Source organism: Kitasatospora mediocidica KCTC 9733 (genome assembly GCF_000744225.1).
Lineage (GTDB): Bacteria > Actinomycetota > Actinomycetes > Streptomycetales > Streptomycetaceae > Kitasatospora > Kitasatospora mediocidica.
The window spans coordinates 195,960-220,840 of the sequence record NZ_JQLN01000007.1 but is presented as its reverse complement, the minus strand read 5'-3'; the positions used below and the strand labels follow the sequence as shown (position 1 = coordinate 220,840).

The 24,881-nt window shown below is 72.1% G+C and carries 24 protein-coding genes and 1 pseudogene; 16 read left to right on the top strand and 9 right to left on the bottom strand.

The genetic code is table 11. The features are described 5' to 3' along the window. The first annotated feature begins 29 nt into the window (after positions 1-29). A complete protein-coding gene (locus tag BS80_RS31390; protein ID WP_035804605.1) occupies positions 30-1,259 on the top strand; it encodes a beta-ketoacyl-[acyl-carrier-protein] synthase family protein in 1,230 nt (409 codons plus the stop codon). A 48-nt stretch (positions 1,260-1,307) separates the two neighbouring features. Then, positions 1,308-2,345 carry an SDR family oxidoreductase gene (locus tag BS80_RS31385; RefSeq protein ID WP_035806408.1) on the top strand — a complete coding sequence of 346 codons (1,038 nt, stop codon included), beginning with the start codon at positions 1,308-1,310 and terminating at the stop codon, positions 2,343-2,345. Positions 2,346-2,352: 7 nt separating this feature from the next. Here BS80_RS31385 and BS80_RS31380 read toward each other — a convergent pair whose 3' ends face one another. The 3 genes from BS80_RS31380 to BS80_RS31370 form a co-directional block, all read right to left on the bottom strand. Then, positions 2,353-3,702, bottom strand: coding sequence for a DUF2254 domain-containing protein (locus BS80_RS31380; RefSeq protein WP_035804604.1), 1,350 nt, complete (start codon positions 3,700-3,702; stop codon positions 2,353-2,355). 163 nt (positions 3,703-3,865) lie between these two features. Further along, positions 3,866-4,612, bottom strand: coding sequence for an AfsR/SARP family transcriptional regulator (locus BS80_RS31375; protein ID WP_035806407.1), 747 nt, complete (start codon positions 4,610-4,612; stop codon positions 3,866-3,868). Between the two features lie 294 nt (positions 4,613-4,906). Continuing rightward, complete coding sequence (locus tag BS80_RS31370) at positions 4,907-6,439, bottom strand: MDR family MFS transporter (protein WP_035804602.1); 1,533 nt, start codon at positions 6,437-6,439, stop codon at positions 4,907-4,909. Between the two features lie 241 nt (positions 6,440-6,680). On the opposite strand from BS80_RS31370, the gene BS80_RS31365 reads away from it, so the two are divergent. The 6 genes from BS80_RS31365 (at position 6,681) to BS80_RS31340 (ending at position 11,149) form a co-directional block, all read left to right on the top strand. Next, positions 6,681-7,499 (top strand): 2-amino-3,7-dideoxy-D-threo-hept-6-ulosonate synthase, encoded by an 819-nt coding sequence (locus BS80_RS31365; RefSeq protein ID WP_051967462.1) that lies wholly within the window; start codon positions 6,681-6,683, stop codon positions 7,497-7,499. Positions 7,500-7,567: 68 nt separating this feature from the next. Then, positions 7,568-7,846: an acyl carrier protein gene (locus tag BS80_RS31360; protein WP_035804600.1), complete on the top strand. Its 279-nt coding sequence runs from the start codon at positions 7,568-7,570 to the stop codon at positions 7,844-7,846. Between the two features lie 17 nt (positions 7,847-7,863). Beyond that, positions 7,864-8,106 (top strand): hypothetical protein, encoded by a 243-nt coding sequence (locus BS80_RS31355; protein WP_157536717.1) that lies wholly within the window; start codon positions 7,864-7,866, stop codon positions 8,104-8,106. After that, positions 8,096-9,289 (top strand): beta-ketoacyl-[acyl-carrier-protein] synthase family protein, encoded by a 1,194-nt coding sequence (locus tag BS80_RS31350; protein ID WP_035804596.1) that lies wholly within the window; start codon positions 8,096-8,098, stop codon positions 9,287-9,289. Before BS80_RS31355 ends, BS80_RS31350 begins: the two co-directional genes overlap by 11 nt. A gap of 29 nt (positions 9,290-9,318) precedes the next feature. Then, positions 9,319-10,029, top strand: a complete 711-nt coding sequence (locus tag BS80_RS31345) for a beta-ketoacyl-[acyl-carrier-protein] synthase family protein (protein ID WP_035804594.1) — start codon at positions 9,319-9,321, stop codon at positions 10,027-10,029. Positions 10,030-10,039: 10 nt separating this feature from the next. Then, positions 10,040-11,149 carry an LLM class flavin-dependent oxidoreductase gene (locus BS80_RS31340; protein WP_035804592.1) on the top strand — a complete coding sequence of 370 codons (1,110 nt, stop codon included), beginning with the start codon at positions 10,040-10,042 and terminating at the stop codon, positions 11,147-11,149. 59 nt (positions 11,150-11,208) lie between these two features. Here the strand turns inward: BS80_RS31340 and BS80_RS31335 are convergent, their stop codons facing one another. From BS80_RS31335 to BS80_RS31325, 3 genes are all read right to left on the bottom strand, one after another. Beyond that, positions 11,209-12,744 (bottom strand): long-chain-fatty-acid--CoA ligase, encoded by a 1,536-nt coding sequence (locus BS80_RS31335; protein ID WP_035804590.1) that lies wholly within the window; start codon positions 12,742-12,744, stop codon positions 11,209-11,211. 115 nt (positions 12,745-12,859) lie between these two features. Then, entirely contained in the window at positions 12,860-14,089 is a 1,230-nt protein-coding gene (hemA, locus tag BS80_RS31330; RefSeq protein WP_035804588.1) for a 5-aminolevulinate synthase, read from the bottom strand. Then, positions 14,086-15,687, bottom strand: coding sequence for a class I adenylate-forming enzyme family protein (locus tag BS80_RS31325; protein WP_051967697.1), 1,602 nt, complete (start codon positions 15,685-15,687; stop codon positions 14,086-14,088). The genes hemA and BS80_RS31325 overlap by 4 nt, the downstream gene beginning before the upstream one ends. Positions 15,688-15,910: 223 nt before the next feature. On the opposite strand from BS80_RS31325, the gene BS80_RS31320 reads away from it, so the two are divergent. From BS80_RS31320 to BS80_RS31300, 5 genes are all read left to right on the top strand, one after another. Further along, positions 15,911-17,029: a 3-dehydroquinate synthase II family protein gene (locus tag BS80_RS31320; protein ID WP_035804586.1), complete on the top strand. Its 1,119-nt coding sequence runs from the start codon at positions 15,911-15,913 to the stop codon at positions 17,027-17,029. A 95-nt stretch (positions 17,030-17,124) separates the two neighbouring features. Next, positions 17,125-18,546 carry a class I adenylate-forming enzyme family protein gene (locus BS80_RS31315; RefSeq protein WP_035804584.1) on the top strand — a complete coding sequence of 474 codons (1,422 nt, stop codon included), beginning with the start codon at positions 17,125-17,127 and terminating at the stop codon, positions 18,544-18,546. Further along, positions 18,543-19,001, top strand: a complete 459-nt coding sequence (locus BS80_RS31310) for a MaoC family dehydratase N-terminal domain-containing protein (RefSeq protein ID WP_035804582.1) — start codon at positions 18,543-18,545, stop codon at positions 18,999-19,001. Before BS80_RS31315 ends, BS80_RS31310 begins: the two co-directional genes overlap by 4 nt. Further along, complete coding sequence (locus tag BS80_RS31305) at positions 18,998-19,462, top strand: MaoC/PaaZ C-terminal domain-containing protein (protein WP_035804581.1); 465 nt, start codon at positions 18,998-19,000, stop codon at positions 19,460-19,462. The genes BS80_RS31310 and BS80_RS31305 overlap by 4 nt, the downstream gene beginning before the upstream one ends. Continuing rightward, on the top strand, positions 19,459-19,749 hold the full coding sequence (locus BS80_RS31300) for a chorismate mutase family protein (protein WP_051967461.1): 291 nt from the start codon (positions 19,459-19,461) through the stop codon (positions 19,747-19,749). The genes BS80_RS31305 and BS80_RS31300 overlap by 4 nt, the downstream gene beginning before the upstream one ends. Before the next feature lie 68 nt (positions 19,750-19,817). On the opposite strand, the gene fabG is transcribed toward BS80_RS31300, so the two are convergent. The 3 genes from fabG to BS80_RS31285 form a co-directional block, all read right to left on the bottom strand. Further along, the gene (fabG, locus tag BS80_RS31295; RefSeq protein WP_035804578.1) at positions 19,818-20,522 is read right to left on the bottom strand and encodes a 3-oxoacyl-ACP reductase FabG; all 705 of its coding nucleotides are present in this window, start codon (positions 20,520-20,522) and stop codon (positions 19,818-19,820) included. Positions 20,523-20,589: 67 nt separating this feature from the next. Beyond that, positions 20,590-21,093 (bottom strand): flavin reductase family protein, encoded by a 504-nt coding sequence (locus BS80_RS31290; RefSeq protein WP_035804576.1) that lies wholly within the window; start codon positions 21,091-21,093, stop codon positions 20,590-20,592. A 17-nt stretch (positions 21,094-21,110) separates the two neighbouring features. Further along, entirely contained in the window at positions 21,111-21,566 is a 456-nt protein-coding gene (locus BS80_RS31285; RefSeq protein ID WP_035804574.1) for a PaaI family thioesterase, read from the bottom strand. 303 nt (positions 21,567-21,869) lie between these two features. On the opposite strand from BS80_RS31285, the gene BS80_RS42135 reads away from it, so the two are divergent. The 3 genes and pseudogenes from BS80_RS42135 to BS80_RS31270 all read left to right on the top strand — a co-directional run. Further along, positions 21,870-22,718: an arylamine N-acetyltransferase family protein gene (locus BS80_RS42135; RefSeq protein ID WP_198045673.1), complete on the top strand. Its 849-nt coding sequence runs from the start codon at positions 21,870-21,872 to the stop codon at positions 22,716-22,718. Between the two features lie 31 nt (positions 22,719-22,749). Further along, positions 22,750-23,805 carry a 3-oxoacyl-ACP synthase III family protein gene (locus BS80_RS31275; protein ID WP_051967459.1) on the top strand — a complete coding sequence of 352 codons (1,056 nt, stop codon included), beginning with the start codon at positions 22,750-22,752 and terminating at the stop codon, positions 23,803-23,805. Beyond that, positions 23,802-24,812: pseudogene (locus tag BS80_RS31270) on the top strand (beta-ketoacyl-ACP synthase III); the annotation flags it as partial. The gene BS80_RS31275 and the pseudogene BS80_RS31270, both read left to right, overlap by 4 nt. Positions 24,813-24,881: the final 69 nt, after the last annotated feature.

Genomic DNA, 24,881 nt, shown 5'->3' with positions numbered 1-24,881 from the left:
GCGGGCCGCACACCCAGGGTGCACACCCCTTGGGCGGCCGGCGGGTCGCGGTCACCGGGATCGGGGTGAAGTCGCCCGCGGGCAACGGGATCGAGGAGGCGTTCACCTCGGTGCTGAAGGCCAGGTCCACCGCCGCCGTGGTAGGACGGCTGGTCGACCAGGACCTGCCGGTGCACATCGCCTGCCTGGTGCCGCCGTTCGACCTCGACGCGTACGTCACCCGCCGCGAGGCGCGCCAGATCGACCGGACCACCGCCCTGTTGCTCTGCGCCGCCGCGGACGCCGTCACCGAGGCGGCGCTGCCGCCCGGCCTGGCGCCGGACCGGGTGGGCGTGCAGATCGGCACGGGCATCGGCGGGCTGCCGAGCATGGAGGCGGTCACCCTGAGCCATGGCGAGCGGCCGAGGGAGATGCCGGTGCACACCGTGCCCCGGACCATGGCCAACTCGGCGGCCTGTCGGCTGGCGATGCGCTACGGGTTCCAGGGCTCCTGCACGACGTACTCCGCGGCCTGCGCCAGCGGGACCACGGCGGTCGGCGAGGCGGCTCGCCGGATCAGGTACGGGCAGCTCGACGCGGCGGTGGCCGGCGGCACCGACTCGGCCGTGAGCACCGTCGTGATGGGCGCGTTCGCCCGGATGCGGGCGATGTCCGCCAGGAACGCCGACCCCGAGCTGGCCAGCCGCCCGTTCGACGCCGACCGGGACGGCTTCGTGATGGGCGAGGGGGCGGCCGTCCTGGTCCTGGAGCGCTGGGACCTGGCGCAGGCCCGCGGCGCGAGGATCTACGGCGAGGTCGCCGGCTACGCCGACACCTGCGACGCCTTCCACATCGTGGCCCCGCAGGAGGAGGGTGAGGTGGCGGCCCGTTGCATGCGCGCCGCCGTCGCCGACGCCGGGCTGACTCCCGCCGACATCGGCCATGTCAACGCGCACGGGACGTCGACGGTGCTCAACGACCGCGCCGAGGCCCGGGCGATCGACCGCTGCTTCGGCGGCCAGCCGCCGCCGGTCACCGCCGTCAAGGGCGTGACCGGCCATCTGATCGGCGGCTCGGGCGCCCTGGAGGCCGCGCTCGCCCTGCTCTGCGGCGCGCGCGGTGTGGTGCCGCCGATCGCCAACCTGGTCTCCAGCCCGGAGGCCGACCTGGTGGACCTGGTGATCGGCACGCCGCGCACCGTTGCTCCCGCCGCCGTGCTGTCCAACTCCTTCGGGTTCGGCGGCCAGAACGCCTGTCTGGTGCTCACCCCGGAGCAGTGACCGGGGACCCGAGGGCCCCTTCGAGTTCGAGTGGAAACGAGGATGGTCATGCGAATCCTTCTGACCGGCGCGACCGGCGTGGTCGGGACCGAGGTCGTGCGCCGGCTGCGGGCCGTCCGGCGGGAGCACGAGCACACCCTCACCCGCGTCGCCCGGCGGCCCGGCGACGATCCGGCGCTCTGCTGGCGGATCGGCTCCGAGGCCGCGCCGGCCGAACTGGCCGGCCACTGGGACGTGATCGTGCACGCCGCGGCCACCACGCGCTGGACCCTCAGCCGCGCGGAGGCGACGAACGCCAACGTCGGCCCGCTGCGGGCGGTCCTGGCGCTGGCGGACCGGGACACCCATCTCGTCCAGGTCTCCACCGCCTACGTCGGCGGGCTGCGCAACCCGCAGGACCTGCGCGGCGCCGAGTTCGAGGGCTACCGCAACGGCTACGAGTGGTCCAAGGCCGTCTGCGAGGAGATCGCCCGCGCGGAGCACCCGGGGCCGCTGACCGTGGTCCGGCCGCCGTTGATCGTCGGCCGCCGGGACAGTGGTGAGATCGGCCGGTTCTCCGGCCCGTACACGCTGTTGCAGGCGCTCGTCTCGGGGCTGGCCGCGGTGGTGGTCGGCGACCCGGGCGGCTTCGCCGAGATCGGACCCGTCGACGAGGTCGCCGCGCTGATCGTCGACGCCGCGCTGGCGCCGCCACCCGCCGCGGTACGCACCGAGGTGCTGGCGGGAGGCCGGGGGAGCCTGACCCTGGGCGGCCTGCTCGACGTGGTCTGCGAGACCCTCAACGAGTGCCGCGCGGCGCACGGCGTGGCGCCGATCGAGCGGCCGCCGATCGTCGCGGGGGAGAGCTGGGACCGGTTCTTCCTGCCGCTGGCCGACCAGTACCTCTCGCCCTTCCAGAGCCAGGCCGTGAAGCTGCTGGCGATGTTCCAGAGCTACACCAGCATGAGCGAACCCTTCGAGCCCACTCGGACGGTCGAGGACCCCGCGGCGGTGATGGCGGCGTCCGTCCGGTACTGGGCCGCGCGCAAGCCGCGGCTGGCGCTGGCGCGTCCCGAGCCGTGGACACTGCTGGCCAAGGCTGCCTGACGGACCGTCACTGCTCCGGGGTCGTGGCGTTGTGGAGTGCGAGCAGGGCCTCGTAGCGGTGCCGCACGTCCTGGCGGTCGGTCTCCTCGGGGACGGAGGCGTCGCAGGAGCGCTGGATCATCGCCGCCTGGTCCAGCAGGACCTGGCGGCGGCCGGGGATCGAGGTCTGCTCCATGATCTTGTAGAGGCCTTCGAGTTGACGGATCATCACGGCCGGCACACCGAGGGCCGATTGGCGGATCTTCTCGAAGGAGCGCTGGACCAGCCGGTCGTAGTCGGGCTGGTAGGCGATGACCCGGATGTGGCCGTGCGGGTCGCGGTGGACGCGCTGCGGGTGCCAGCCGGTGGTGATCCGGCAGAGGCAGTCGGTCAGCCAGTCGATGCAGGTCAGCGCGGTGAAGGTGTCGTTGATCGCGGTGGACAGCGCGCGCAGCGCGATCTCCACCAGTTGGTCGACGCCGAAGGAGATGTCCTGCGCCAGCGTCCGGTACGGACCGGTGACCTGGCCGTGGGCCAGCTGCTGCGCCACCCGGGCGGCCGCCGAGGGCGGCCAGACGACCGCCAGTGGCTGCCCCTGGACCAGGAAGTGGCCCGGACGGTACGGCAGATGGAGTACCGCGTCGGACTCGGCGGCGATCCTGACCAGCCGCTCGTGGCGGATGTACTGCAGGTAGCCGCTGGCCGGGGTGGCGACCGCCGCGCCGGACTCGCCGATCAGCAGGAGCAGTTCGTCGCGGCTGGGGCCGCTGTCGAGGCCGGGCGGCGCGGCGGGGTCCGGGCCGCCCTGCTCCTCGATGGCCCGGGAGAGGTCACCGGCGATGCTCGCGACCACCTGGGGGAGCTGGATCATGGTGGCGATGTGGTTGATGAAGTAGATGAGCATGGCGAGGTCGACCACGGTCAGGGCCAGCGTCACGGTGATCGACAGGTGCGGGACGAAGTCGCCGTGCGGGCCCGGGCTGATCGAGACCAGGGCCAGCACGGTGTAGAAGAAGGTGGCCACGAACGTGCCCAGGGTCAGCTGGGTCCCGCGGTCCCGGATGAAGTTGCGCAGCATCCGGGGGCCGAACTGCGTGGAGGCCAGGGTCAGGGCCACGATGGTGATCGAGAAGACCAGGCCGACGACCGTGATGATCGCCGCGGCCATCGTCGTCAGGATCTGCCGGGCCCCGTCGGCGGTGCCGCTCAGCACCCAGGTCGCCAGGGTGAACCGGCCGTCGTAGGCGGCCCGGTCCAGCGCCAGGGTCAGCGCGAACAGCCCGGCGGCGGCCATCGCCTCCACCGCGGGCACCAGCCAGAGGTTGGTGTGCAGCGTCTCGCGCCGCCAGTCGGCCTCCAGGAACGCCCCGCCGCGCATCACCGAGTACCTCCTGGACGACGTGGGGATCCCGGGTGCCCCCGGCGCCGGCGTCCGTGTCGACCAGACCTCCCGGCTCACCTGATCAGGAGGGTAACCCACCGCGCGCGAAGCATGGCTGACCTGCCGTCAGGCCGTGTCCGAGAGTTCCCGCCGGTCGGTCCTAGTCGTCGGTGAGGATGAGCTGCTGGAGGTCGCGCAGGGCGCTGCCGGGTTCGAGGCCCAGCTCCTCCTGGAGGGTCCGGCGGGCGCGCTGGTAGACCTCCAGGGCGTCGGCCCGGCGGCCGCATTCGAGGAGCGCGATCATCTCCTTCTCCCAGAGGCCCTCCCTGAGCGGGTTGGTGTCGCGCAGCGTGCGCAGCTCGGCCAGCGTCACGGCGTGCCCGCCGGTCCGGTGGCTGGCGTCGATCCGCATCTCGGCGGCGGCAAGCCTGGCCTCCTCCAGACGCTCCGACTCGGCGCGCACGATCGGCGAGGCCGGCACGTCGTCCAGGGCCGCGCCGCGCCACAGGCTCAGCGCGTCGCCGAGCACGGTGAACGCCTGCCGGTAGGAGCCCGCGCCGAACAGCGCCTGCCCCTCGGCGTGCAGGGTGTCGAAGCGCCGCGCGTCCAACCGGGCCGGCTCGAAGAGCAGGCGGTAGCCGGGCGCCTTGGTGACCAGCATGCTGTGGTCGTGGTCGCCGAGTTGGCGCCGCAGCTTCATCACGTACTGCTGCACCAGGTTGCGCTGGTCGCGTTTGCGCTGCGGGCCGTCGTACCAGAGCTCCTCGACCAGCCGTTCCATCGAGATCACTCGGCCCGAAGCGGCCAGCAGCACCGCGAGCACGCTGCGGATCTTCGGCGTTTCGACCGATTTCCAGTGCAGTCCGTCGAAGATCTCCAGTGTTCCCAGCAGCCTGAATTCGATCATCCCTCGACCCCGCTCGCCGCTCGTGGTGTCCGCGGTGGGCGGGCGCCTCGGGGCGGAACGGCTCTCGGAGCCTGTTCGGCAGGGTGGTGTTCGCCGTGTCGTATGTGCAGGATCGTGTCACCGGTCATGCTGTCACTTCCCCCGTTGCGCTCTGCTCACGATCCTCGCAAACAGTTCGCCGCAACGCGAGGCCTGGTGGAAAGTGGCGGGAAGTCGACACCTCGCCTGCACGAGTGGAACGGAAGAGTGCCCGCACGGGTGGACGTGCGGGCACAAACGGGAATTGACGTTCCGTCAGTCGGCCAGTAGGGCCGACGTGTTGTCGTGGGCGGGGGTGGCATCCGGGGCCGGGTCCGGGGTCTGCCGGGGCAGGCGTCCGGGCAGGAAGAACGCGGGCAGCAGGGCGAGCGCGGTGAAGGCCAGCGCCCACCAGAACGGGGCTCCGAAGGAACTCGCCAGGCCGTGGGCGATGTCGCTGTTGGGCTTGACCTCGGCCAGGCTCCGGACGCTCGCGGGCAGGTGGTCCTTCACATGCTGCTGCAGGACCACCGCGAGCACCGCGGTGCCGACCGAGGCGCCGACCCGCTGGAAGACGTTGAAGGCGCTGGTGGCCCTGGGCGCCGCCTCCTTCGGCACGCTGGCGAAGGCGATCGTCATGGTCGGCATCATCGAGGAGCCGAGACCGAAGCCGCGCACCACCAGGGCGGCGCTGAGCAGGAGTTGGTTCGGGTGGGCGGTGATCAGGGCGTAGGGGACGGTGCCGGCCACGGTGAGCACGATGCCCAGGATGGTCAGGTTCCGGATGCCCAGGGTGGTGGTCAGCCGGTTCATCAGCACGACGGCGACCAGATAGCCGAGGCTCTGCGGCAGAAGCAGCAGGGCTGAGGTCAACACGCTGGTACCGCGCACCAGTTGGAAGTAGAAGGGCAGCGGGATCAGCACGCCGTACATCGCCATGCTGAGCAGGAAGCCCGCCGTGGTGCCGGTCCTGAAGTTGTGGACGCCGAAGAGCCGCAGATCGAGCAGCGACTCCATCCGGCTGCGCAGCGCGCGCACGGCGAAGGCCGCCAGCAGGACGACGCCCACCACGAGGCCGGTGATGGTCCGGCCGCCGTCGAACCCGCCGGCCGAGCCGGCCTCGGACAGGCCGTAGATCAGCGCGGTCAGGGCGGGGACCAGCAGGATCAGGCCCACGACGTCCAGCCTGGTGTCGCGCGAGGGGGCCACGACGTTCCTGACCTTGGCCAGAACGAGGGCGATGGTCGCCACGCAGAACGGCACGTTGATGAAGAAGATCCAGCGCCAGCTGAGGTGGTCGACCAGGACACCGCCCAGCGACGGCCCGATCAGCGGGGCGAACAGAGCCGGGATGGTGACGATCGACATCAGGCGGCCGAGCCGCTTGGGTCCGGCCGCCTGGGCCAGCAGGGCCTGTCCGACCGGCACGGCCAGGCCGCCGCCGATGCCCTGGATCACCCGGAAGACGATCAGGCTGGTCGCCGACCAGGCCAGCCCCGAGAGCAGCGAGCCGATCAGGAAGACGGCCTGCGAGAAGATGATCGCCTGCTTCGCGCCGAACCGCGAGGTCGCCCAGCCGCTGAGCGGGATGGTCGCCGAGATCGCCAGCAGATACCCCGTCACCACCCACTGCACGGTGGAGAGTTGTGAGTTGAACACCTTGGCGAGCGGGCCGATCGCGACGTTGATGATGGTGCTGTCGAGCAGGCTGGCGAAGCCGCCCAGCGCCATGATCGCGCTCAGCCACCACAGCTCGGGGGTGACGCGAGCGGATTCGTCCGTCGGGGCCGGCGACTGGTCGGTTTTCACAACTGGTTCCCTCTCGCTACCTCAACACAACAGCCTCATGCTTTCACGACAAGTGTCAAGTGTGCAACAGATGTCGGAAAGATTGACTGGGTCGGGGGCGGGCTGGCCGGTCGGGTACCTCGAACGGCGCGGCCGCGGGCATTCGCAGGGGCAGTCCGTTCGAGGGGGGTGGCACCCCGTCCACGGGGCGAGACTCGACCGGCGAACCCTGCTTCGGGGGACGGCTGACGAGGGGTGGAACATGACTGCAAGGTCCGGAGGTATGGCGGTTCGCCTGGCGAGGCTCTCCCGACACCGTGACGACCGATTTCTCTTCGTCCCCCTGGACCATTCGGTGGCCGACGGTCCCATCGTCGCCGCGGGACGCTTCGACGGGCTGGTCCGCACCGCGGTGCAGGGCGGCGCCGACGCGATCGTGGTGCACAAGGGACGGGCCGCGACCATCGACGCGAGCCTGCTGCGTGACTGCTCGTTGATCGTCCACCTGAGCGCCAGTACGGCGCACGCCCGGGACGTCGACGCCAAGGTGCTGGTCGGGGACGTCGAGGAGGCGATCCGGCTGGGTGCGGACGCGGTCAGCGTCCAGGTCAACATCGGCTCCGACACCGAGTCCCGGCAGCTGGCGGACCTCGGCTCGGTGGCCGACGCATGTCGGCGCTGGAACATGCCCTTGCTGGCCATGGTGTACCCGCGCGGCCCGCGGATCAGCGACCCGCACGACCCCGTGCTGCTCTCGCACGTCGTCAACGTGGCCGCGGACCTGGGGGCTTCGCTGGTGAAGACCACCTGGGCGATGCCGCTGGAGCGGATGGCGGAGGTGGTGGAGAGCTGCCCGATCCCGGTGCTGGCGGCCGGCGGCCCCAGCGATCGCGGGGTGGACCCGGCTGTCTTCGCCGCAGGGGTGATGGCAGCGGGCTGCGCCGGGCTGGCGGTGGGGCGCGGCTTCTTCGAGAGCAGCGCACCGGCCGTCGTCATCCGCGCGCTCTCGGCCGTGGTGCACGAGGCCCCGGCCTACCAAGCCCAGGTGCAACCGTCGGCGCGTCCGGTCCCGGTGCGCTGAGCCGGAGCCCGGGACGCCCCCCACCCTGCCCGGCCCGCGAGCCGGACGACCACTTACGGAGAAACCCCATGCGTGAAGAGACCCGAGAGTTCGTGCTGACCGTGATCAGGGACGTGATCAACCTCCCGCTGCCCGACCGGATCGGCGACGACCTGCCGCTCGGCGAGGAGGGTCTTGGGCTGGAGTCGCTCGCCATGATCGAGCTGGTGCTCCAGCTGGAGGGGCAGTACGGCATCCAACTGCCGGAGGAGGAGCTGGATCCGCTGCTGGTCCGCGACCTCGGCGCGTTCGTGGACGTCGTGGTCGGCCGGCGGTCGGCGGCGGCGGTGGGCGGCGTGGCCCAGTGATCACGGAGCACGAGGTCGTGCGGCTCCTCGTCGACGGCGGGCTGCCGCTCGGCGAATGGGACAGCGACACCGAACTCGTCCTGGACTCCCTGACGTTCGTCTGGCTGGTCCACCTGCTGGAGGAGCGGCACGGGATCGTCGTCCACCCGGAGGCGGAGGAGGAGATCGCCGCCAGCGACTCCGTCGGCTCGCTGCACCGCAACCTCGTCCGGCTGCTGCCGGGCGGCCCCGACCGTGAGGAGTGCCGGCATGCCTCCTGAGGTGGCGATCACCGGATACGGCGTCCTGACCGCCTTCGGGTTCGGCGCGGACGCCCTGCGGGAGGGCGTCTTCGCGGGCCGGCCCGGATTCGTGCCGGTCACCCGCTTCGACCCCGCCCCCTTCCACGCCAAGCGCGCCGCCACCTACGAGGGGGTGGGCCCGGAGATCCCCGGTGTCCCGGTCAAGCCGGGGTACACGCCGAGCCAGGCCGAGGTGCTGTACGCCTGCACCGCCGAGGCGCTGCGGATGGCCGGCACCGACGCGGCCGGCGCGCCGGTGCTGCTGGGCACCAACGGCGACTACGCGGCGGCCCGTTCGTTCTGGAGCGACCTGGCGCAGGACCGCGACCCGGCGGACCGGCGGAGCCTGGACAGCCTGCCGGCCGCACTGCCGCACCGCCTCGGTGCGGCCTTCGGGCTGGGCGAGCTGCGGCTCGCCTTCGTCAACGCCTGCGTCGCCTCCACCAACGCCATCGGGTACGGCGCCGAGCTGATCCGGCGCGGGGTGGCCGACACGGTGGTGTGCGGCGGCGCGTACCTGGTCACCGAGGACGTGTTCGCGAAGTTCGACTCCGGTAAGGCGCTGAGCCGGGAGGGGGTGGTCCGGCCGTTCGCGGCGGGCCGGGCCGGTCTGTTGCAGGGGGACGGCGCGGCGGTGCTCGTGCTGGAGTCGGCCGACCGCGCGCGGGCGCGCGGGGCCGAGGTGCTCGCCGAGCTGGCCGGCTGGGGCATGGCCGCCGACTCCTACCACGTGATCAAGCCGCATCCGCAGGGCGCGGGGCTGGCCCGGGCCGCCGGAACAGCGCTGCGCCGAGCGGGACTTGAACCCGAGCAGATCGGCTATGTGAACGCCCACGGCACCGGCACCCCGCTGAACGACGTCGCGGAGACGGCGGCGCTCCACCGGATCTTCGGCGCGCACGCGCCGGCCGTCCCGGTGAGCTCGACCAAGAGCAGCACCGGCCACATGCTGGAGGCCACCGGTGCGGTCGAGGCGGTGATCACCCTGATCGCGCTGCGCGACGGCGTCCTGCCGCCCACCATCGGCTACCAACAGCCCGATCCGGCCTGCGATCTGGACTACCTGCCGAACCGGGCCCGGCGAGCCGCGGTCACCCATGCGCTCTCGCTGAACGCCGCCTTCGGCGGGGCCAACGCCGCACTCGTGCTGAAGCGGGTGTGAGAGCGATGACGGAACCGGAGGGGAACCGTATGCCGACCCTGCTCGAACCGTCGTACGCCGTCGTGGCGGCAGCCTGCCGGGCGCCCTGGGGGGCCGCCGCCGAGGGTCTGCCGGGCGCCGCACCGGTCGAACTGCCCAACGTGGCAGGGTTCGTGACCTCGCGGTTCAGCCCGCTGGTCGTCGCGGTCGCCGAAGCCTGCCTCGGTGAGCCGGGGTCCGGGCGGGATCTCGTGGCCGGCCGTGGTGAGCGGACCGCGATGGTGCTCGCCACCGCGGGCGGCGACCACACCACGACCGACGTCGCGACCCAGCGGATGGTGGCGGGCCAGGTGCACAGCCCGCTGCTCTTCTTCCAGTCGGTGACCACCTCGGTCCTCGGCCATCTCGCCAAGCGCTACGGCATCACCGGGCCGATCAGCTGCGTGTCGGCCGGTGCCGGGCTGGCCCCCGAGGCACTGCGGGTGGCCGACATCCTGCTCGACGACGAGGAGTTGGACCAGGTCCTGCTGGTCGGCGTCGAGCTCGCGGCCAACGAACGCGTCGACTGGGTCCAGGGCCGCCTGGACGGGGCGTACCCGCTCGGGCCGCTGCCGCGCGGCGACGCCGCGGTGGCGCTGCTGCTGCGCCGTGCGGAGGCCGGTGACACCACGCCGTCCAGCGTGGGCGACTGGCCCGAGTACGGCTGGCTGGCCCCGCTGGTCGGTCTCTGTGCGCTGTCGACGAACCCAACCACCCCCTGAGGAGCCTTTCGTGGAAAGAATCGGATTCGGCGCGTTCCTCTCGCCGTTGCACCCGCTCGGTGAGGATCCGGCCCTGCTGCTCTGGCGGGACCTCGAACTGGCCCAGTGGCTCGACCAGTTGGGCTACGACGAACTCTGGGTCGGCGAGCACCACTCGGCCGGATGGGGCACAGTCGCCTCACCGGAACTGTTCATCGCCACCGCGGCCGAGCGGACCCGGCACATCCGGCTCGGCACCGGCGTCGTCAGCCTCCCGTACCACCACCCGTTCATGGTCGCCTCGCGGGCCGTGCAGCTCGACCAGCTGACCCGGGGGCGGTTCACCCTGGGCGTGGGCGCCGGCTCGATCCCCTCCGACATGCACATCCTCGGGATCGACCCGGCGGACACCCGGCGCCGCACCGCGGAGTCGCTGGAGGTGATCCGTCAGCTGCTGACCAGTGAGGAGCCGGTCAGCGCGCGTACCGACTGGTTCGAACTGCGGGACGCCAGGCTCCAGTTGCGGCCGCACGCGGCGACCGGTCTGCCGATGGCGGTCTCCAGCGCCACCTCCCCGTTCGGCATGCGACTGGCCGGGCAGTACGGGATCAGCCCGCTCTCCTTCGGCATCCCGCCCCGGCCGGGCAGCCAGATCGGCGACCTGGTGGCGCAGTGGCGCCATGCCGAGGAGTCGGCCGCCGAGCACGGGCGCGTGATCGACCGCGCCGACTGGCGGGTGGCGCTCTCCGTGCACGTCTCGGAGAGCCGTGACCGGGCGCTCGACGAGATCGTCGACGGCTGGATGCGCTACCGCAACCAGTACTGGTCGCTGGTCGGTTCACCGCCGGTCGACTCCCGCAGGCAGGCGCGCAAGGTGCTGGAGGAGCTGATTGAGCGGCGCAGCGTGATCGTCGGCTCGGTGGACGAGTGCGTGCAGGCCGTCCGGGACATCCAGGAGGCGACCGGCGGCTTCGGCCGCCTGCTGGTCACCGTCCAGGACTGGGCCGAGCGCGAGCCGATGAAGCGCAGCTTCGAGCTGCTGGCGCGGTTCGTGGCACCCCGGTTCAACGGGTCGGTCAAGGGGCTCACCGCGTCCTACGAGTGGACGGCCGCGGCGGCCAGGGCGTACGCCAACCGGTGACCGGCAGGCTCCAAGTGGTATGCCCCGCCCGCGTGTTCCTGCGGGCGGGGCATCTCGTCTCAGTGCGCGAAGCGGGCCACCAGCTCGCGCTTGAGGACCTTGCCTCCGGGGCCGAGCGGGAGGCTCTCGACGAACTCCACCCGGCGCGGGTACTTGTACGCGGCCAGCCGCTCGCGGCTCCAGGCCACGATCTCCTCGCCGAGCGCCGTCCCGGGCCGCAGGCCGGGCCGTGCGAGCACGACCGCGCAGACCTCCTCGCCGAGCCGGTCGTCCGGGAGCCCGATGACGGCGACCTGGGCGACCGCCGGGTGGTGTACCAACACCTCCTCGATCTCCCGGGGGTACACGTTGTAACCGCCGCGCAGCACCATGTCCTTCTTGCGGTCCACCACGGACAGATAGCCGTCCGCGTCCTTCACCCCGAGGTCGCCCGAGCGGAACCAGCCGTCGACCATCACCTCGGCGGTCGCCTCCGGCCGGTCGAGATACCCGGCCATCACGTTGTGGCCGCGGACGACGATCTCGCCGACCTCGCCGGCCGGCAGCAGCTCGATCCGGCCCTCCAGCTCGGCCCGGGCGATCTCCACGTCCACCCCCCAGACCGGCCGCCCCACGGTGCCCGGACGGCGTGGCCAGGCCCGCTGGTTGTAGGCGACCACGGGGGAGGTCTCGGTCAGGCCGTAGCCCTCGTAGATCGGGCAGCCGAAGGTCCGCTCGAAGTCCTGGAGGATCTTCACCGGCAGCGCGGAGCCGCCGGAGAACGCGCGGTCCAGGACCGGCCGGCGCGGGTCGCGCGCGGCGGCGTCCAGCAGCGCGATGTACATCGTCGGCACGCCCATGAACACCGTGCACCGGTGGGCCACCATCAGGTCGAGCGCGCGTGGGGCGTCGAAGGACGGCATCAGCACCAGGGTGGCGCCGGCCCGGAAGCAGACGCCCATCCCGCAGATCTGGCCGAAGGTGTGGAACAGCGGCAGCACCCCGAGCAGGACGTCGTCGGCCCGGAAGTCGAAGGGGGAGAGCATCGAAACGCCGATGTTCATGGTCAGGTTGAGCTGGGTGAGCATCGCGCCCTTGGGCTGCCCGGTGGTGCCGGAGGTGTAGAGGATCACCGCGATGTCGTCGGGCTCGCGCGGCACGTACCGCTCCAGCGGGAGGCCCTGTGCGTCGGGTGCGTCCAGGCGCGGCCCGGCCTCCTCGCCGCCCGCCATCACGGTCAGCAGCGCGACGCCGGCCGCCTCGGCGCCCTTGCGGCCCTCGCCGAGCAGCGGCGCGGCGCAGATCAGCACCTTGGCGCCGGAGTCACGCAGCAGGTAGGCGATCTCGTCCGCCTTGAGCAGCGTGTTCACCGGCACCACGACCGCGCCGATCGCCAGCGCGCCGTAGTAGGCCCGCGGGAACTCCAGCGCGTTCGGCACCAGGAGCGCGATCCGGTCGCCGGGCCCGAGCCCGTGGCCGGCCAGCGCTGCCGCGTACTGGCGGGCCTGGAACCACAGTTGGGCGTACGTCAGCTGCTGGTCGCCGAGCACGACGGCCGGATGGTCCGGGCGCCGGGCGGCGGATTCTGCGAGTACGGCCGCCACCGAGAGAGACATGGGGACTCCGTTCATCGTTCTGCGTCGACGGTCGTCGACGACGGTGAACCGCCGGCGCCGGCCGGACGGGAGCAAACCCCTCCGGCCGGCGCCGCCTACCATGGGCCGGCCGGTCCTAGTTGGCGACCCGGTCACGGGTCCGCGGGATGTCGAGCTCCTGCCAGACGCCCTCCAGCGCCTCGGCGAACTTCTCGACGTCGCTCGACGTGTGGGTGGCCGACGGCGCGACCCGCAGGATCTCCTCACCGGCCCGCACGCTGGGTGCGTTGATCGGCTGGACGTAGATCCCGTGCCGCTGCAGGAGCAGCTCGGAGGCCCGGCGGCAGAGCTCGTCGTCGCCGACGAAGACCGAGACGATGTGCGAGTCGGTGGAGATGAACGGGATGCCGTGCGCGGTGAGCAGCCGGTGCAGCAGCTGGGCGTTGCCCGCGAGCCGGGTGCGCTCCTCGTCGGAGGACCGCAGGTGCACGACCGCGGCCAGGGCTCCCGCGGCGGTGGCGGGCGGGAGGGAGGTGGTGAAGATGAAGGAGCGGGAGAAGCTGCGGATCGCGTCGATCAGCGGGGCGGGCCCGGCGACGTAGCCGCCGGCGGTGCCGAAGCCCTTGGCCAGCGTGCCCATGATCACGGTGAACTCGTCGGCGAGCCCTTCGCGGGCGGCGATGCCGGCGCCCTGCGGGCCGTACATGCCGACCGCGTGCACCTCGTCGACGAAGGTGGTGGCGTGGTACCGCTTGGCGAGGGCGGCGACCTCGGCCAGCGGCGCGACGTCGCCGGACATCGAGTACACCGACTCCAGGACGATCATCTTGGGCCGCTCGGGGTCCGCGGCGGCGAGCAGTTCCGCCAGGTGGGCGGTGTCGTTGTGGCGGAAGATGTGCTTCCGGGCGCCGCTGTGCCGCAGTCCGTCGATGATCGAGGCGTGGTTCAACTCGTCGGAGAACACCAGGGTGTCGGGCATCCGTCCGGCCAGGACGGAGAGCGATCCGTCGTTCGCGGTGTAGCCGGAGGCGAAGATCAGCGCGTCCTCCTTGCCGTGCAGCTCGGCGAGTTCGCGCTCCAGCCGGACGTGGTAGTGGTTGGTCCCGCCGATGTTGCGGGAGCCGCCCGAGCCCGCGCCGAAGGCGTCGACGGCGCACTTGATCGCCTGGAGGACGAAGGGGTTCTGCCCCATGCCGAGGTAGTCGTTGCTGCACCAGACGCTGATCTCCACGTCGGCGCCGTCCTGTCCCTGCCGGGCGACGGCGCTGGGGAAGCGGCCTGCACGCCGGCCGATCTCCAGGAACTCCCGCTTCTGGGAGGCGAATTCCTGCATCTCGCGGGAGAAGAACTCCAAGTGCTGGTTCATTGCGTCAACTCACTCTCTGGGTGCGGTCGTTCGTCCTGCCGCTCGCGGCGCAGCCGGTGCTTGTCCGGCTTGCCCGAGTCGTTCAACGGCAACTCGTCGAGCAGCACGACCTCCTCGGGGACGTGCAGGGGGGACAGTGCGGTGCGGATGCGGGAGCGGACCTCGCCGACGCGGATCCGTGCTCCCGGCCGCGGCACCAGCGCGGCATGCAGGTGTTCGATGTTGTCCGCGTCGCGCACGCCGTAGACCGCGGCCTGCGCGACCCCGTCCACGGCCAGCAACTCGCGTTCCAGCACGGCCGGATAGACCTTGACGCCGCGGGTCTTGACGACGTCGGCGACCCGGTCCAGCAGGTGCAGGTACCCGCGTTCGTCGAGCCGTCCGATGTCGCCGGTGCGGTACCAGCCCGCGCGCAGCACCCGTGCGGTCAGCTCGGGGTCCGCCCAGTAGCCCTCCATCAGGTGCGGCGAGCGCACCCATACCTCGCCGGTCGCGCCGGCTGCCAACTCCCGTTCGGAGTCCGGGTCGCAGACCCTGATCTCGACCTCGGGGAACGGCCGCCCGACGGTGCCGAGCAGTTCCGGACGCTGGTGGTCGCCGGGGTCGAGGAAGCTGATCCGGCCGCCCTCGCTGGTCCCGTAGCCCTGGACCAGAACCGGCCCGAGGAGGCGCGAGGCCTCCGCGATCCGGGCGGGCGCCGCGGCGCAGCCGCTGTAGATCAGCTGCCGCAGCGAGGAGAGGTCGGTAGTCGCGGCCCGGCCGTGGTCGAGGACCTTGTACAACTGCGGGGTGGCCAGGAACGTCCGGGTGATCCGGTGCTCCTGCACCGCCCGCAGGATCTCGCCCGCGTCCGCCTCCCCGTGCAGGAAGACGGCTCCGCCGGCGGCGAGCACCGCGTCGGCCATCGGCCCGACCGTGTGGCTCAGCGGGGTGGTGACAAGGATCCTTGCCTGCCGGGACTCGGTGATCGACGCCCCGGTGGCGGACACCACGCTCTCCCAGGCCCGGGCCGGCAGGCGGATTCCCTTGGGCCGTCCGGTACTTCCGCTGGTGAACGCGATCACCGCGAGGGCCGGCGGATCCCAGCGGGCGGACCCACCGGGCCCGGGGTCGTCGGCCGGGGTGACGGGCATGGCCTCGGCGATCGGCAGGTCGAAGCCGGTCAGCGCGAGGCGGCCGGGCGTTCCCTTCACCAACGCCTGCGCGCGCCGCGCGTTGTCGGCGTCGGTGAACAGGACGTCGGCGCGGGTGTCGCACAGGATGCGCAGCTGCTCGTCGAGCGACAGCACCGGGACGGTCGAGCCCGGATTGGTCGAGCGCAGGTGGCAGACGGCGGCGCCGAGCAGGTGCGCGGCGTAGCGGGCGCGGAGCATGTCGGGGCTGTTGGGGGCCACCAGGATGCCCAGCACGCTGCCCGGCCCGACCCCCAGACCCCGCAGGGCGCGCACCGTCCCGGTCACGGACCGGGCGAACTCACCTGCGGGAATGGGCTGTTCCCGCCAGTGCACGGCGATCCGGTCCGGGTCGGCTACCAGCGCCGACATGATCCTGGCGGCGTAGCCGCCGTGTCCTGTCCACCAGGTGTCGGGGACAGCCATGGTCACCTCGATTCAACGCGCAACGGCGTCCGGGAGATGCGCCGCCGGACTGCGGCGACGCAGGGTCAGCCTCGTGGCGGACGGCGGGGGCCGGAAGGCGCGGACGGTGTACCTGATCGAGCGGCTGACCAGCCGCACCAACGAGCCTGTTGGCGCCCGGGGCGCACTGGGAGAGTGCTGGCTGGGAAAGCAAGCCACACTCAGCGCAGTAGGGATGATCTCTTTGAAATTCGCCTGGGTTGACCTCCGTTCCATCGCCGCAGAACAGCGTGAGGCCGTCGTGGACGCCGCGATCCACGCCCGGCTGGCCGGCGTGCTCGACGACCGTCTCGACACGCTCGCCACCCTGCCGCCCACCGTGCAGAAGATCCTCCTCACCGAGCCCGGCGCGATGCTGCCCCCGGAGGCCGCCGACGTCGCCGACGTGCTGCTCAGCCGGGTCGCGACGACCGCGGAGCTGGACAAGCTGCGGCTGACCGCGGCGGAACGCGCCGACCGCACGGGGGCGTTCGTCGAGGTGATCGACGACGCCACCCTGCAGGTGGCCTGCGCCGCGGCCCAGGCCCTGGAGTACACCGTGGTCAGGTTCCGCGACCCCACCAAGATCCCGCTGGAGATCGTGATCGCGGCGGCGGACAAGAGCCCCGGGCGGCTCGTCTGCGAGGCGGCCGACCTCCAGGAGGCGGGCATCATCGTGGACGTCCTGGAGAAGGGTTCGGACGGTCTGCTGCTGGCGCCGAGGGACGCCAACGACGTCTTCGGCCTCACCGCCAAGCTCGGCTCCACCACCCCGGACCTCGCGCTGACCACCCTCACGGTTCAGTCGATCGAGCACAACGGCCTGGGCGACCGGGTCTGCGTCGACACCTGCACGCACTTCGAGAAGGACGAGGGCATCCTGGTGGGCTCCTACGCGCACGGGTTCGTGCTGTGCGTGAGCGAGACCCATCCGCTGCCCTACATGCCGACCCGCCCGTTCCGGGTCAACGCCGGTGCGCTGCACTCCTACGTACTCGGCGCCGACAACCGCACCAACTACCTGAGCGAGCTCAAGGCCGGCAGCACCGTGCTCGGGGTGGCCGCCGACGGGCGCACCCGCCGGATCGTGGTCGGCCGCGTGAAGCTCGAGTCGCGTCCGCTGCTGACCGTCCGGGCCACCTCCGAGGACGGCGTCGACGTCAGCCTCACCCTCCAGGACGACTGGCACGTGCGGGTGCTCGGCCCCGGGGCCGCCGTGCTCAACTGCACCGAGCTGAAGCCCGGTGACAAGCTGCTCGGCTACGTCGCCACCGACAAGCGCCATGTCGGCTGGCCCGTCGGCGAGTTCTGCATCGAGAAGTAGACCGGACCGAGAAGAAGGCAGGCCGGGCCGGACCCCGGCCTCCCCGGGCCGCTCAGAGGAGCACCGGGTCCGGCCCGCCAGAGGAAGGGAAGGCCATGGCCGACGACACGGACTTCGACACGTGGCTCGGCGCTCTGCTCTCCACCGCGGACCGTAGGGACGAGGACGACGGGGTGTGGGCGACCCACGCCGGGACCACGGTGACGCGGGCGACGATGCGGGCGGAGGTGGCGCGGGCCCGGGAGACCCTGGCCGCGCACGGGATCACCAGAGGCAGCACGGTGGCGGTGCAGATCCTGCCGAGCTTCACCCTGCTCTGGTCGGTCTTCGCCCTGTGGTGCGGCGGCGCGCAGGTGATGCTGTTCGACCCCCGGCTGACGCCGGCCGAGACCACCCGGCTGCTGGAGCTGTGCGACCCGCAGTTCCACCTCACCTCCGGCGCCGCCGCCCAGGTCTTCACCCCGTTCCGCGAGGAGTGCGAGGTGGTGGTGGTACGGCGCAAGGCGGGCCTGCCCGCCCAGGGCGACCACCGGCTGATCCAGTTCAGCTCCGGCTCCACCGGCCTGCCCAAGGTGATCGGCCGCACCGGCTCCTCGCTGCTGGCCGAGGTGGAGCGCTTCGGCAACCTCGCCGACATGCCCGGGCGCGGCGAACAGGTGCTGCTGCTCAGCTCGTTGGCGCACTCCTTCGGCCTGATCGGTGGTGTGCTGCACGCCCTGGCCGTGGGCGCCACGCTGCACTTCTCCGCCCGCCTGCGGCCGCACGACCTGCTGCGGGTGATGGCCGAGCGCCAGGTGGACGCGGTGTTCGGGGTGCCGGTGCACTACGACCTGCTGAGCCGGGTCGCCGCGCCGCCCCCGCTGCCGCGCCTTCGACTCGCGGTCTGTGGTGGGGAGATGCTCGCCCCGGAGATCTTCGAGCGCTTCGAGGAGCGCTACCGGCTCCGGATCGGGCAGGCGTACGGCATGACCGAGGTCGGCATCATCGCCACCGACCTGACCGGCCGGGACGCACCGCCCGCCGTCGGCCTGCCCGCCCCCGGCATCCTGACCGCGGTGGTCGACGGCACCCTGAGGGTGCGGCTGGCGGATGACCCGTACCTGCACGCCGACCTCGACGGGCGGTATGTGGACCGCTGGTTGAACACCCGGGACCGCTGCGTGGTGCGGCCCGGCTCGGGCGTCCTGGAGATCACCGGCCGGGCCGACTCGATGGTGGCGATCGGCGGTCTCAAGGTGGACCTGACGGAGGTGGAGACGGCGCTCGCCGAGCACCCGGCCGTCACCGAGGTCGTGGTGGTCTACGGCGAGGCCATCGAGGCCCACCTCGTGGTCGAACGCCAGGTGCCGAGGGCGGAGTTGCTGAACTGGTGCCGGGAGCGGCTGAGCCCGTACAAGATCCCCAAGGTCTTCCACTTCCGGGCGGCGCTGCCGCGCACCGCCAACGGCAAGCTGGTCCGCAACCGCGAACTGCTGCACACGGCAAGGGAACGGAGTACTCCGGTGGTGGTCCGGTGATCGATCCGAGCTGGGTGGGAGCCGGACCGAAGCCGTTCACGGTGGAGGTGGAGGCCGGCCGGCTGCGCCTGTTCAACCAGGTCCTTGGGGTGCGCGAGGCGGTGTTCACCGACCCGGCCGCCGCGCGGGCGGCCGGGCACCCGGACCTGCCGGTACCGCCCACCTTCCTGTTCGGTCTCGAACTGGAGCACCCCTCGGGACAGTTGGCCGAGCTGGGCATCGACCTCGGTCAGGTCCTGCACGTGGAACAGGGATTCGTCTACCACCGGACGGCGCACGCGGGTGAGCGGCTGACCTTCGCGCCGGTCGTCACCGACATCTACACCCGCCAGGGCGGGGCACTGGAGTTCGTCGTCCGCGACACCGCCGTCACCGGCGCCGGCGGCGAGCCGGTGGCCGACCTGCACCAGGTGATCGCGGTCCGCCACGGCGTCCGCGACGAGGAGGGGGCATGACCGTCCTGCCGGCCGACCTGGACGTCGGCTTCGAGCTGCCGGAGCTGTCCGAGCAGCACATCACCCGGACGCTGCTGGTCCGGTTCGCCGGTGCCTCCGGCGACCACAACCCGATCCACCTCGACCCCGGCGCGGCCCGTTCCGTGGGGCTCGACGACGTGATCGCGCACGGGATGCTCTCGATGGGCCTGCTCGGACGGCTGCTCACCGCCTGGGTGCCGGTCGGGGACCTGCTCTCCTTCCGGGTGCGCTTCTCGGCCCCCACCCCGGTGCACGCACGGCTGCGCTGCACCGCCCGGGTGCGGGCGATCGAGCCGCACGGCGCCGGGCGCCGGGCGCGCCTGTCGCTGGCCGTACGGATCGTGGACGGGCCGCTGACCGTGCGCGGCGAGGCGCTGATCCGCCTCCCCGAGCCGCCCCCGGCGCCCGTCCGGGCCGACCGCGAGGGGGCCCGGGCATGAACGGGACCCAGGGACTCGACGCCCGCATCGCGCAGCAGCACGAACGCCTCGGGGAGCTCGACCGGTCCATCATCAGCCTGATCGAGCGCCGGTCCAGGGTGGCGCAGGACCTGGACGGCCTGTGCCGGGGCGCCCACGTGCCCGGCGTCGACCTCTCCAAGGAGAACGAGATGCTGCGGCGCTACCACGCGGTGCTCGGCCGGCCCGGCACCTCGATCGCCCTGCTGATGCTCGAACTGGGCCGGCCGGACGTCCGGTTGACACCGGCACCGACGCAGGCCGAGTAGCCCCACGCGGAACGCGGTTGACCGGCCGACGAGTTGCGTCGGCCGGTCAACCGCGTTCCGCGCGAGGGTCAGTGGCCCATGCCGAGCCCGCCGTCCACCGGCAGCACGGCGCCGGTGACATAGCCGGCCTGCGCCGAGGCCAGCCAGAAGACGGCCTCGGCGACCTCCTGCGGGTCGGCGCTGCGCCCGAGCGGCACCTCGCCGACGATCCGGGCCCGGCGCTGCTCGCTGAGCTGCTCGGTCATGTCGGTGTCCACCAGCCCGGGGGCCACCACGTTCACGGTGATGCCGCGCGGGCCGAACTCGCGGGCGAGCGAGCGGGCCATGCCGACCAGACCGGCCTTGCTGGCCGCGTAGTTGGCCTGGCCCGCCGATCCGTGCAGCCCCGCCACCGAGGAGAGGAAGACCATCCGCCCGCGCCGCAGCCGCACCATGTCGGCGGCCGCCTGCCGGGCGGTCCGGAAGGCACCGCCGAGGTTGGTGTCCAGGACACCGAGGAACTGTTCGTCGCTCATCCGCATCAGCAGTCCGTCCTGGGTGATGCCGGCGTTGGCCACCAGGACCTCGACCGGCCCGTGCGCGGTCTCGGCCTCGGCGAAGGCCCTGGCCACCGCGGCGCTGTCCGTCACGTCGCAGGTGACGCCGAGCAGGCCGTCGGGGGCGCCGGAACCCCGATGGGTGATGGCCACCGAGTCCCCGTTCGCGGCGAACCGGCGGGCCACGGCCAGGCCGATGCCCCGGTTGCCTCCGGTGACCAGTACGGAACGTCCCATGAGTGCTCCTTCGTCGAGCTTCGTCGAGGTTCGTCGAGACCGCGCGTTCGTCGCGTTCGTCGCGGGGTCAGTGCGGGAGCGCGGTGTACGCGCCCCGGTGGTGGACCAGGGGCGAGCGGGCCGGCTCGGCGGTGTGCAGCGCGCCGACCCGGCCGAGGAACAGCACGTGGTCGCCGCCCGGGTAGCGGTGCTCGGTGCGGCACTCCAGGGAGAACACGGCGCCGGGGACCAGCAGATGCCCGCTCGGGGCGACCACGCCGCCCAGCTGCTGCTGCGCGAGGAGGCCGCGCGGGCGCTCGTGCGCCGCGAAGAGGTCGGACAGCGCCCGCTGTTCGGCGGACAGCACATTCACTGCGAAGCCCGCGGCGCTGTCGATCGCCTCGCAGAGCCGGCCGGTGGCCTTGATGCTCACCAGGACGAGCAGCGGGTCCAGCGAGACCGAGGTCAGCGAGCTCGCGGTCACCGCCTCGGTCCGTTCGCCGCTCCCGGCCGAGACCACCGCGACACCGGTCGGGAACAGGCCCATCGCCCGGCGGAAGTCCTCGGTGAACGAGGCTAGTTGGGTGGACATGGCATCCGCCTCTCTCGTCAGCGCCTGCTCACCAGGCAGGTCAGCCGGGCGGTGCAGGTGAGCCGCCCGTGGCCGTCGCGGATGGTGACCTCGTAGCTGGCCACCTGGTCGCCGCGGTGCAGCGGGGTGCAGATCCCGGTCACGACGCCGCTGCGCGCCGGCCGGTGGTGGGTGCAGGACAGTTCGAGCCCGGCCACGGCGCCCCGGGGGGCCACGTGCATCCCGGCCGCCAGGGAGCCGAGGGTCTCGGCGAGCACGGCGTTGGCGCCGCCGTGCAGCCAGCCGAACGGCTGCTGGTTGCCCTGGACGGGCATCGTGGCGACCATCCGGTCCGGGTCCCACGAGGTGATCTCGATGCCCATCCGGGTGATCAGCTGCTGGTCGGCCAGTTCGGCCGGGACGGACAGGATGCTGCGGTTCGGCGCACCCGGGGCCGGCCCGCTCTCGTCGGCCGTCACGGCGTTGCTGTTCATCGGTCACATCTCCTGGGTCGTTGGGTGTCTGCGGGCGATGTCTGCGGGCGATCGCGCGCACCGGTCGGCCTGCCTCCGTACTGTCACCCGTCCGGCCGCAGCCGCCTAGACCTGATCAGGTACCCGAACCTCGGCGCGGGCGCGGGCATCGGGCTAGACCTTCGAGCAGGGCGGTCGGGCCTTACAGCCGCGAATCCGCTCCCGGAGGATTCATCACATCACCGCCGAGCGGGCCGATTCGGGCAGCCGCCGTATCCACAGCCATCGGAGAGTTCCTTGGAATCCGTCGCCCCCCGTTCCGCCGTGCCTGCGGGTTCGCGGTCGCTTCCGTGGGAGGACTATCTGCGCCGACTGGGGTACACCGGTCCGCTGGAGCCGACCGTCGCGTGCCTGCACGCCCTGGTCTCGGCCCATCTGCTCGCGGTCCCCTACGAGATGCTCGAATCCCTGGACGGGGTGCTGCCTGCGCTGGAGCATCCGGAGATCTTCGACAAGGTGGTGCGGCGCGGGCGCGGCGGGACCTGTATGGAGACGACCCCGCTGTTCGGCCGGTTCCTGCGCGAACTCGGCTTCGAAGTACGGCTGGTGGCCGGCCAGATGTGGCGGGTCAGCGGTGAGTGGTGGCCGCACTGGGACCACCTGGTCCTGGTGGTGGAGGCCGAGGGTGAGAGCTGGCTGGTGGACGTCGGGTTCCTGATGCTCTCCCCGCTGGCGCCGCTGCGGATCTCCGGGACGACCCTGGAGCAGGGCGGCTGGCGGTTCCGGGTGGTCGTCGAGGACGGCCTGCGGACGGTGCTGTGCGCGGGCGCCGACGGGGTCTGGGCGCCGGTCTACCGCTTCGCCGACCAGCCGTTGGAGATCGCCGACTACGCCTGGATCATCGACTACCACCTGACCGCCGAGGACTCCCCGCTGGCCGGGGCCGTTCTCTGCTCGCGCACCCTGGCCGACGGAAAACTCGTCCTGCTGGGGGAGAACTTCGTCCGGGCCCGCGGCGGCCGGCGGGAGGTCGAGTTCCTCGCCGATTCCGCGGCGGCCGGGAAGGCCCTCGGTGAGGTGCTGCACGGCCATCCGCAGCTGCTGGCGGGCGCGGTCGGCGCGTGGGAGAAGGCCCGGGCGAACCGCCGCGCCGGCCAGCGCAAAATCATCTGACCGCCTCACGGAAGCCAACGGTGGAACCATCATGGCGAAAATCGGCGCCGTACCGACAACGTCCCAGGGCGTGGGAATCCGGGCGATCGGCCGGTATCTCCCCGAGAAGGTCGTCAGCAATGCCGACCTGGAGGAGATCCTGCTCACCCGGGACGACTGGATCAGAGCGAACATCGGCGTCGAGACCCGCCATATGGCCGCCGAGGGGGAGTGGACCTCGGACCTGGGGACCGCCGCGCTGCTGGACGCCTGCGAGCGGGCCGGAATCAGCCCCGCCGAGCTGGATTTGGTGATCTGCGGCACCTACACGCCCGACAACATGACGCCGCCCACCGCGATGCTGGTGATCCGCAAGTCCGGCGCGCTGGGCGCGACCGGGTTCGACGTCAACAGCGGCGCCTGCCCCGGCGGAGTCTTCGCGCTCGACATCGGCGCCAAGTACGTGGCCACCGGCCAGTACCGCCGGGTCGCCGTGGTGATGGCGGACGTCAGCACCCGGACGATGGACTGGAAGGACCCGGCCCCGGCGGTCATCTTCGGTGACGGTGCGGCCTGTTACCTGCTGGAGGCCTGCACGCCGGGCCGGGGCATCGGCCGCACCCTGCTGCGCAGTGACCCGTCGGGCTACGAGTCGGTCTGGGTGCGCCGCGAGAAGCGCACCCGGCGGGACGGCAGCGCGCTGAGCAGCGGCTTCGGCGACAACTTCGGCGCGCTGGACGGCAAGGCGGTGCATGCCTTCGCGGTCGGTGAAGTCCCCTCCTTCATCCGCGAGTTGCTGGACGTCGCCGACCAGGCGACGGCGGACGTCGACCTGTTCGCGCTGCACCAGGCGAACCTCTACATCATCCAGGGCATCCTGCGCGAGCTCGGCGTGCCGCTGGAGCGCACCGTCACCAACATCCAGAAGTACGGCAACACTTCGGGGGCCAGCGTGCCCCTGGTCCTGCGGGAGGCCGAGGACCTCGGCCGGCTGCTGCCCGGCGACCAGGTGCTGCTTGCCGCGTTCGGCTCGGGCTTCAGCATGGGCGCGGCCCTGGTTCGCTGGTGCGGCCCGGAGGACTTCGAGCCGGCCCCGGTGGCCTCGTGAACCGGCCTGCGGCAGAGGAGGGTTCGGCCTTCCGGGGAGCGTCGACCGGCCTGCTGGGGCTCGGCAGCTACCTGCCCTCGCGCCCGGTCACCAACGAGATGATCTGCGAGCGGATCGACAGCTCCGACGAGTGGATCCGCAGCCGGTCCGGCATCCGGCTGCGTTACTGGGCCGATCCGGCGGAGACCGTCGAATTCATGGCCGCCACCGCCGCCGAACGCGCGCTGGAGAACGCCGGGATCAGCGCCGACCAGGTCGACTGCGTGATCGTCGCCACGGTCTCGCACCTGCACCAGTTCCCCTCGCTCGCGGCCGGCGTCGCCCATCGGATCGGTGCCCGGGCCCCCGGGGCCTTCGACATCTCGGCGGGCTGCGCGGGCTTCTGCTACGGCCTGGCACTCGCCTCGGACCTGGTCACCGCCGGGAGTTCGCGTCACGTCCTGGTCATCGCGGTCGAACGGCTCTCGGAACTCACCGACCAGCACGACAAGGGCACCGCCTTCCTCTTCGGCGACGGCGCCGGCGCGGTCGTGGTCGGCCCCAGCGCGCAACCGGGGATCGGCCCGGTGGTCTGGGGGTCCGACGGCTCGCAGAAGGAGACCATCCGGCAGAGCGCCTCCTGGGCCGCACTGCGTGACGCGCCGGGCAGCGCCTGGCCGTCGATCACCATGGACGGCCGCGAGGTGTTCCGCTGGGCTGCCTACCAACTGGGCCCGATCGCCCAACAGGCGCTGGACCGCGCCGGGGTGAGCGTCGAGGACCTCGACTCCTTCTTCCCGCACCAGGCCAACGACCGGATCACCGACCAGCTCGTCAACGAACTGAAGCTGCCCGCCCACGTCGCCGTGGCCCGCAGCATCGAGCACCACGGGAACACCTCGGCGGTGTCGATCCCGCTCGCCATGCAGGAGCTGCTCGCCGCCGGCCGTGCCCGGCCGGGCGGGCTCGCCCTGCTGCTGTCCTTCGGCACCGGCCTGGTCTGGGCCGGCCAGGTGATCCGACTGCCGTCGGCGCCCGTCGAAGCCCCCGTCCCGGCCACCGCGCCGCCCACCGCTCTCACCTCAGGAGAAGACCGA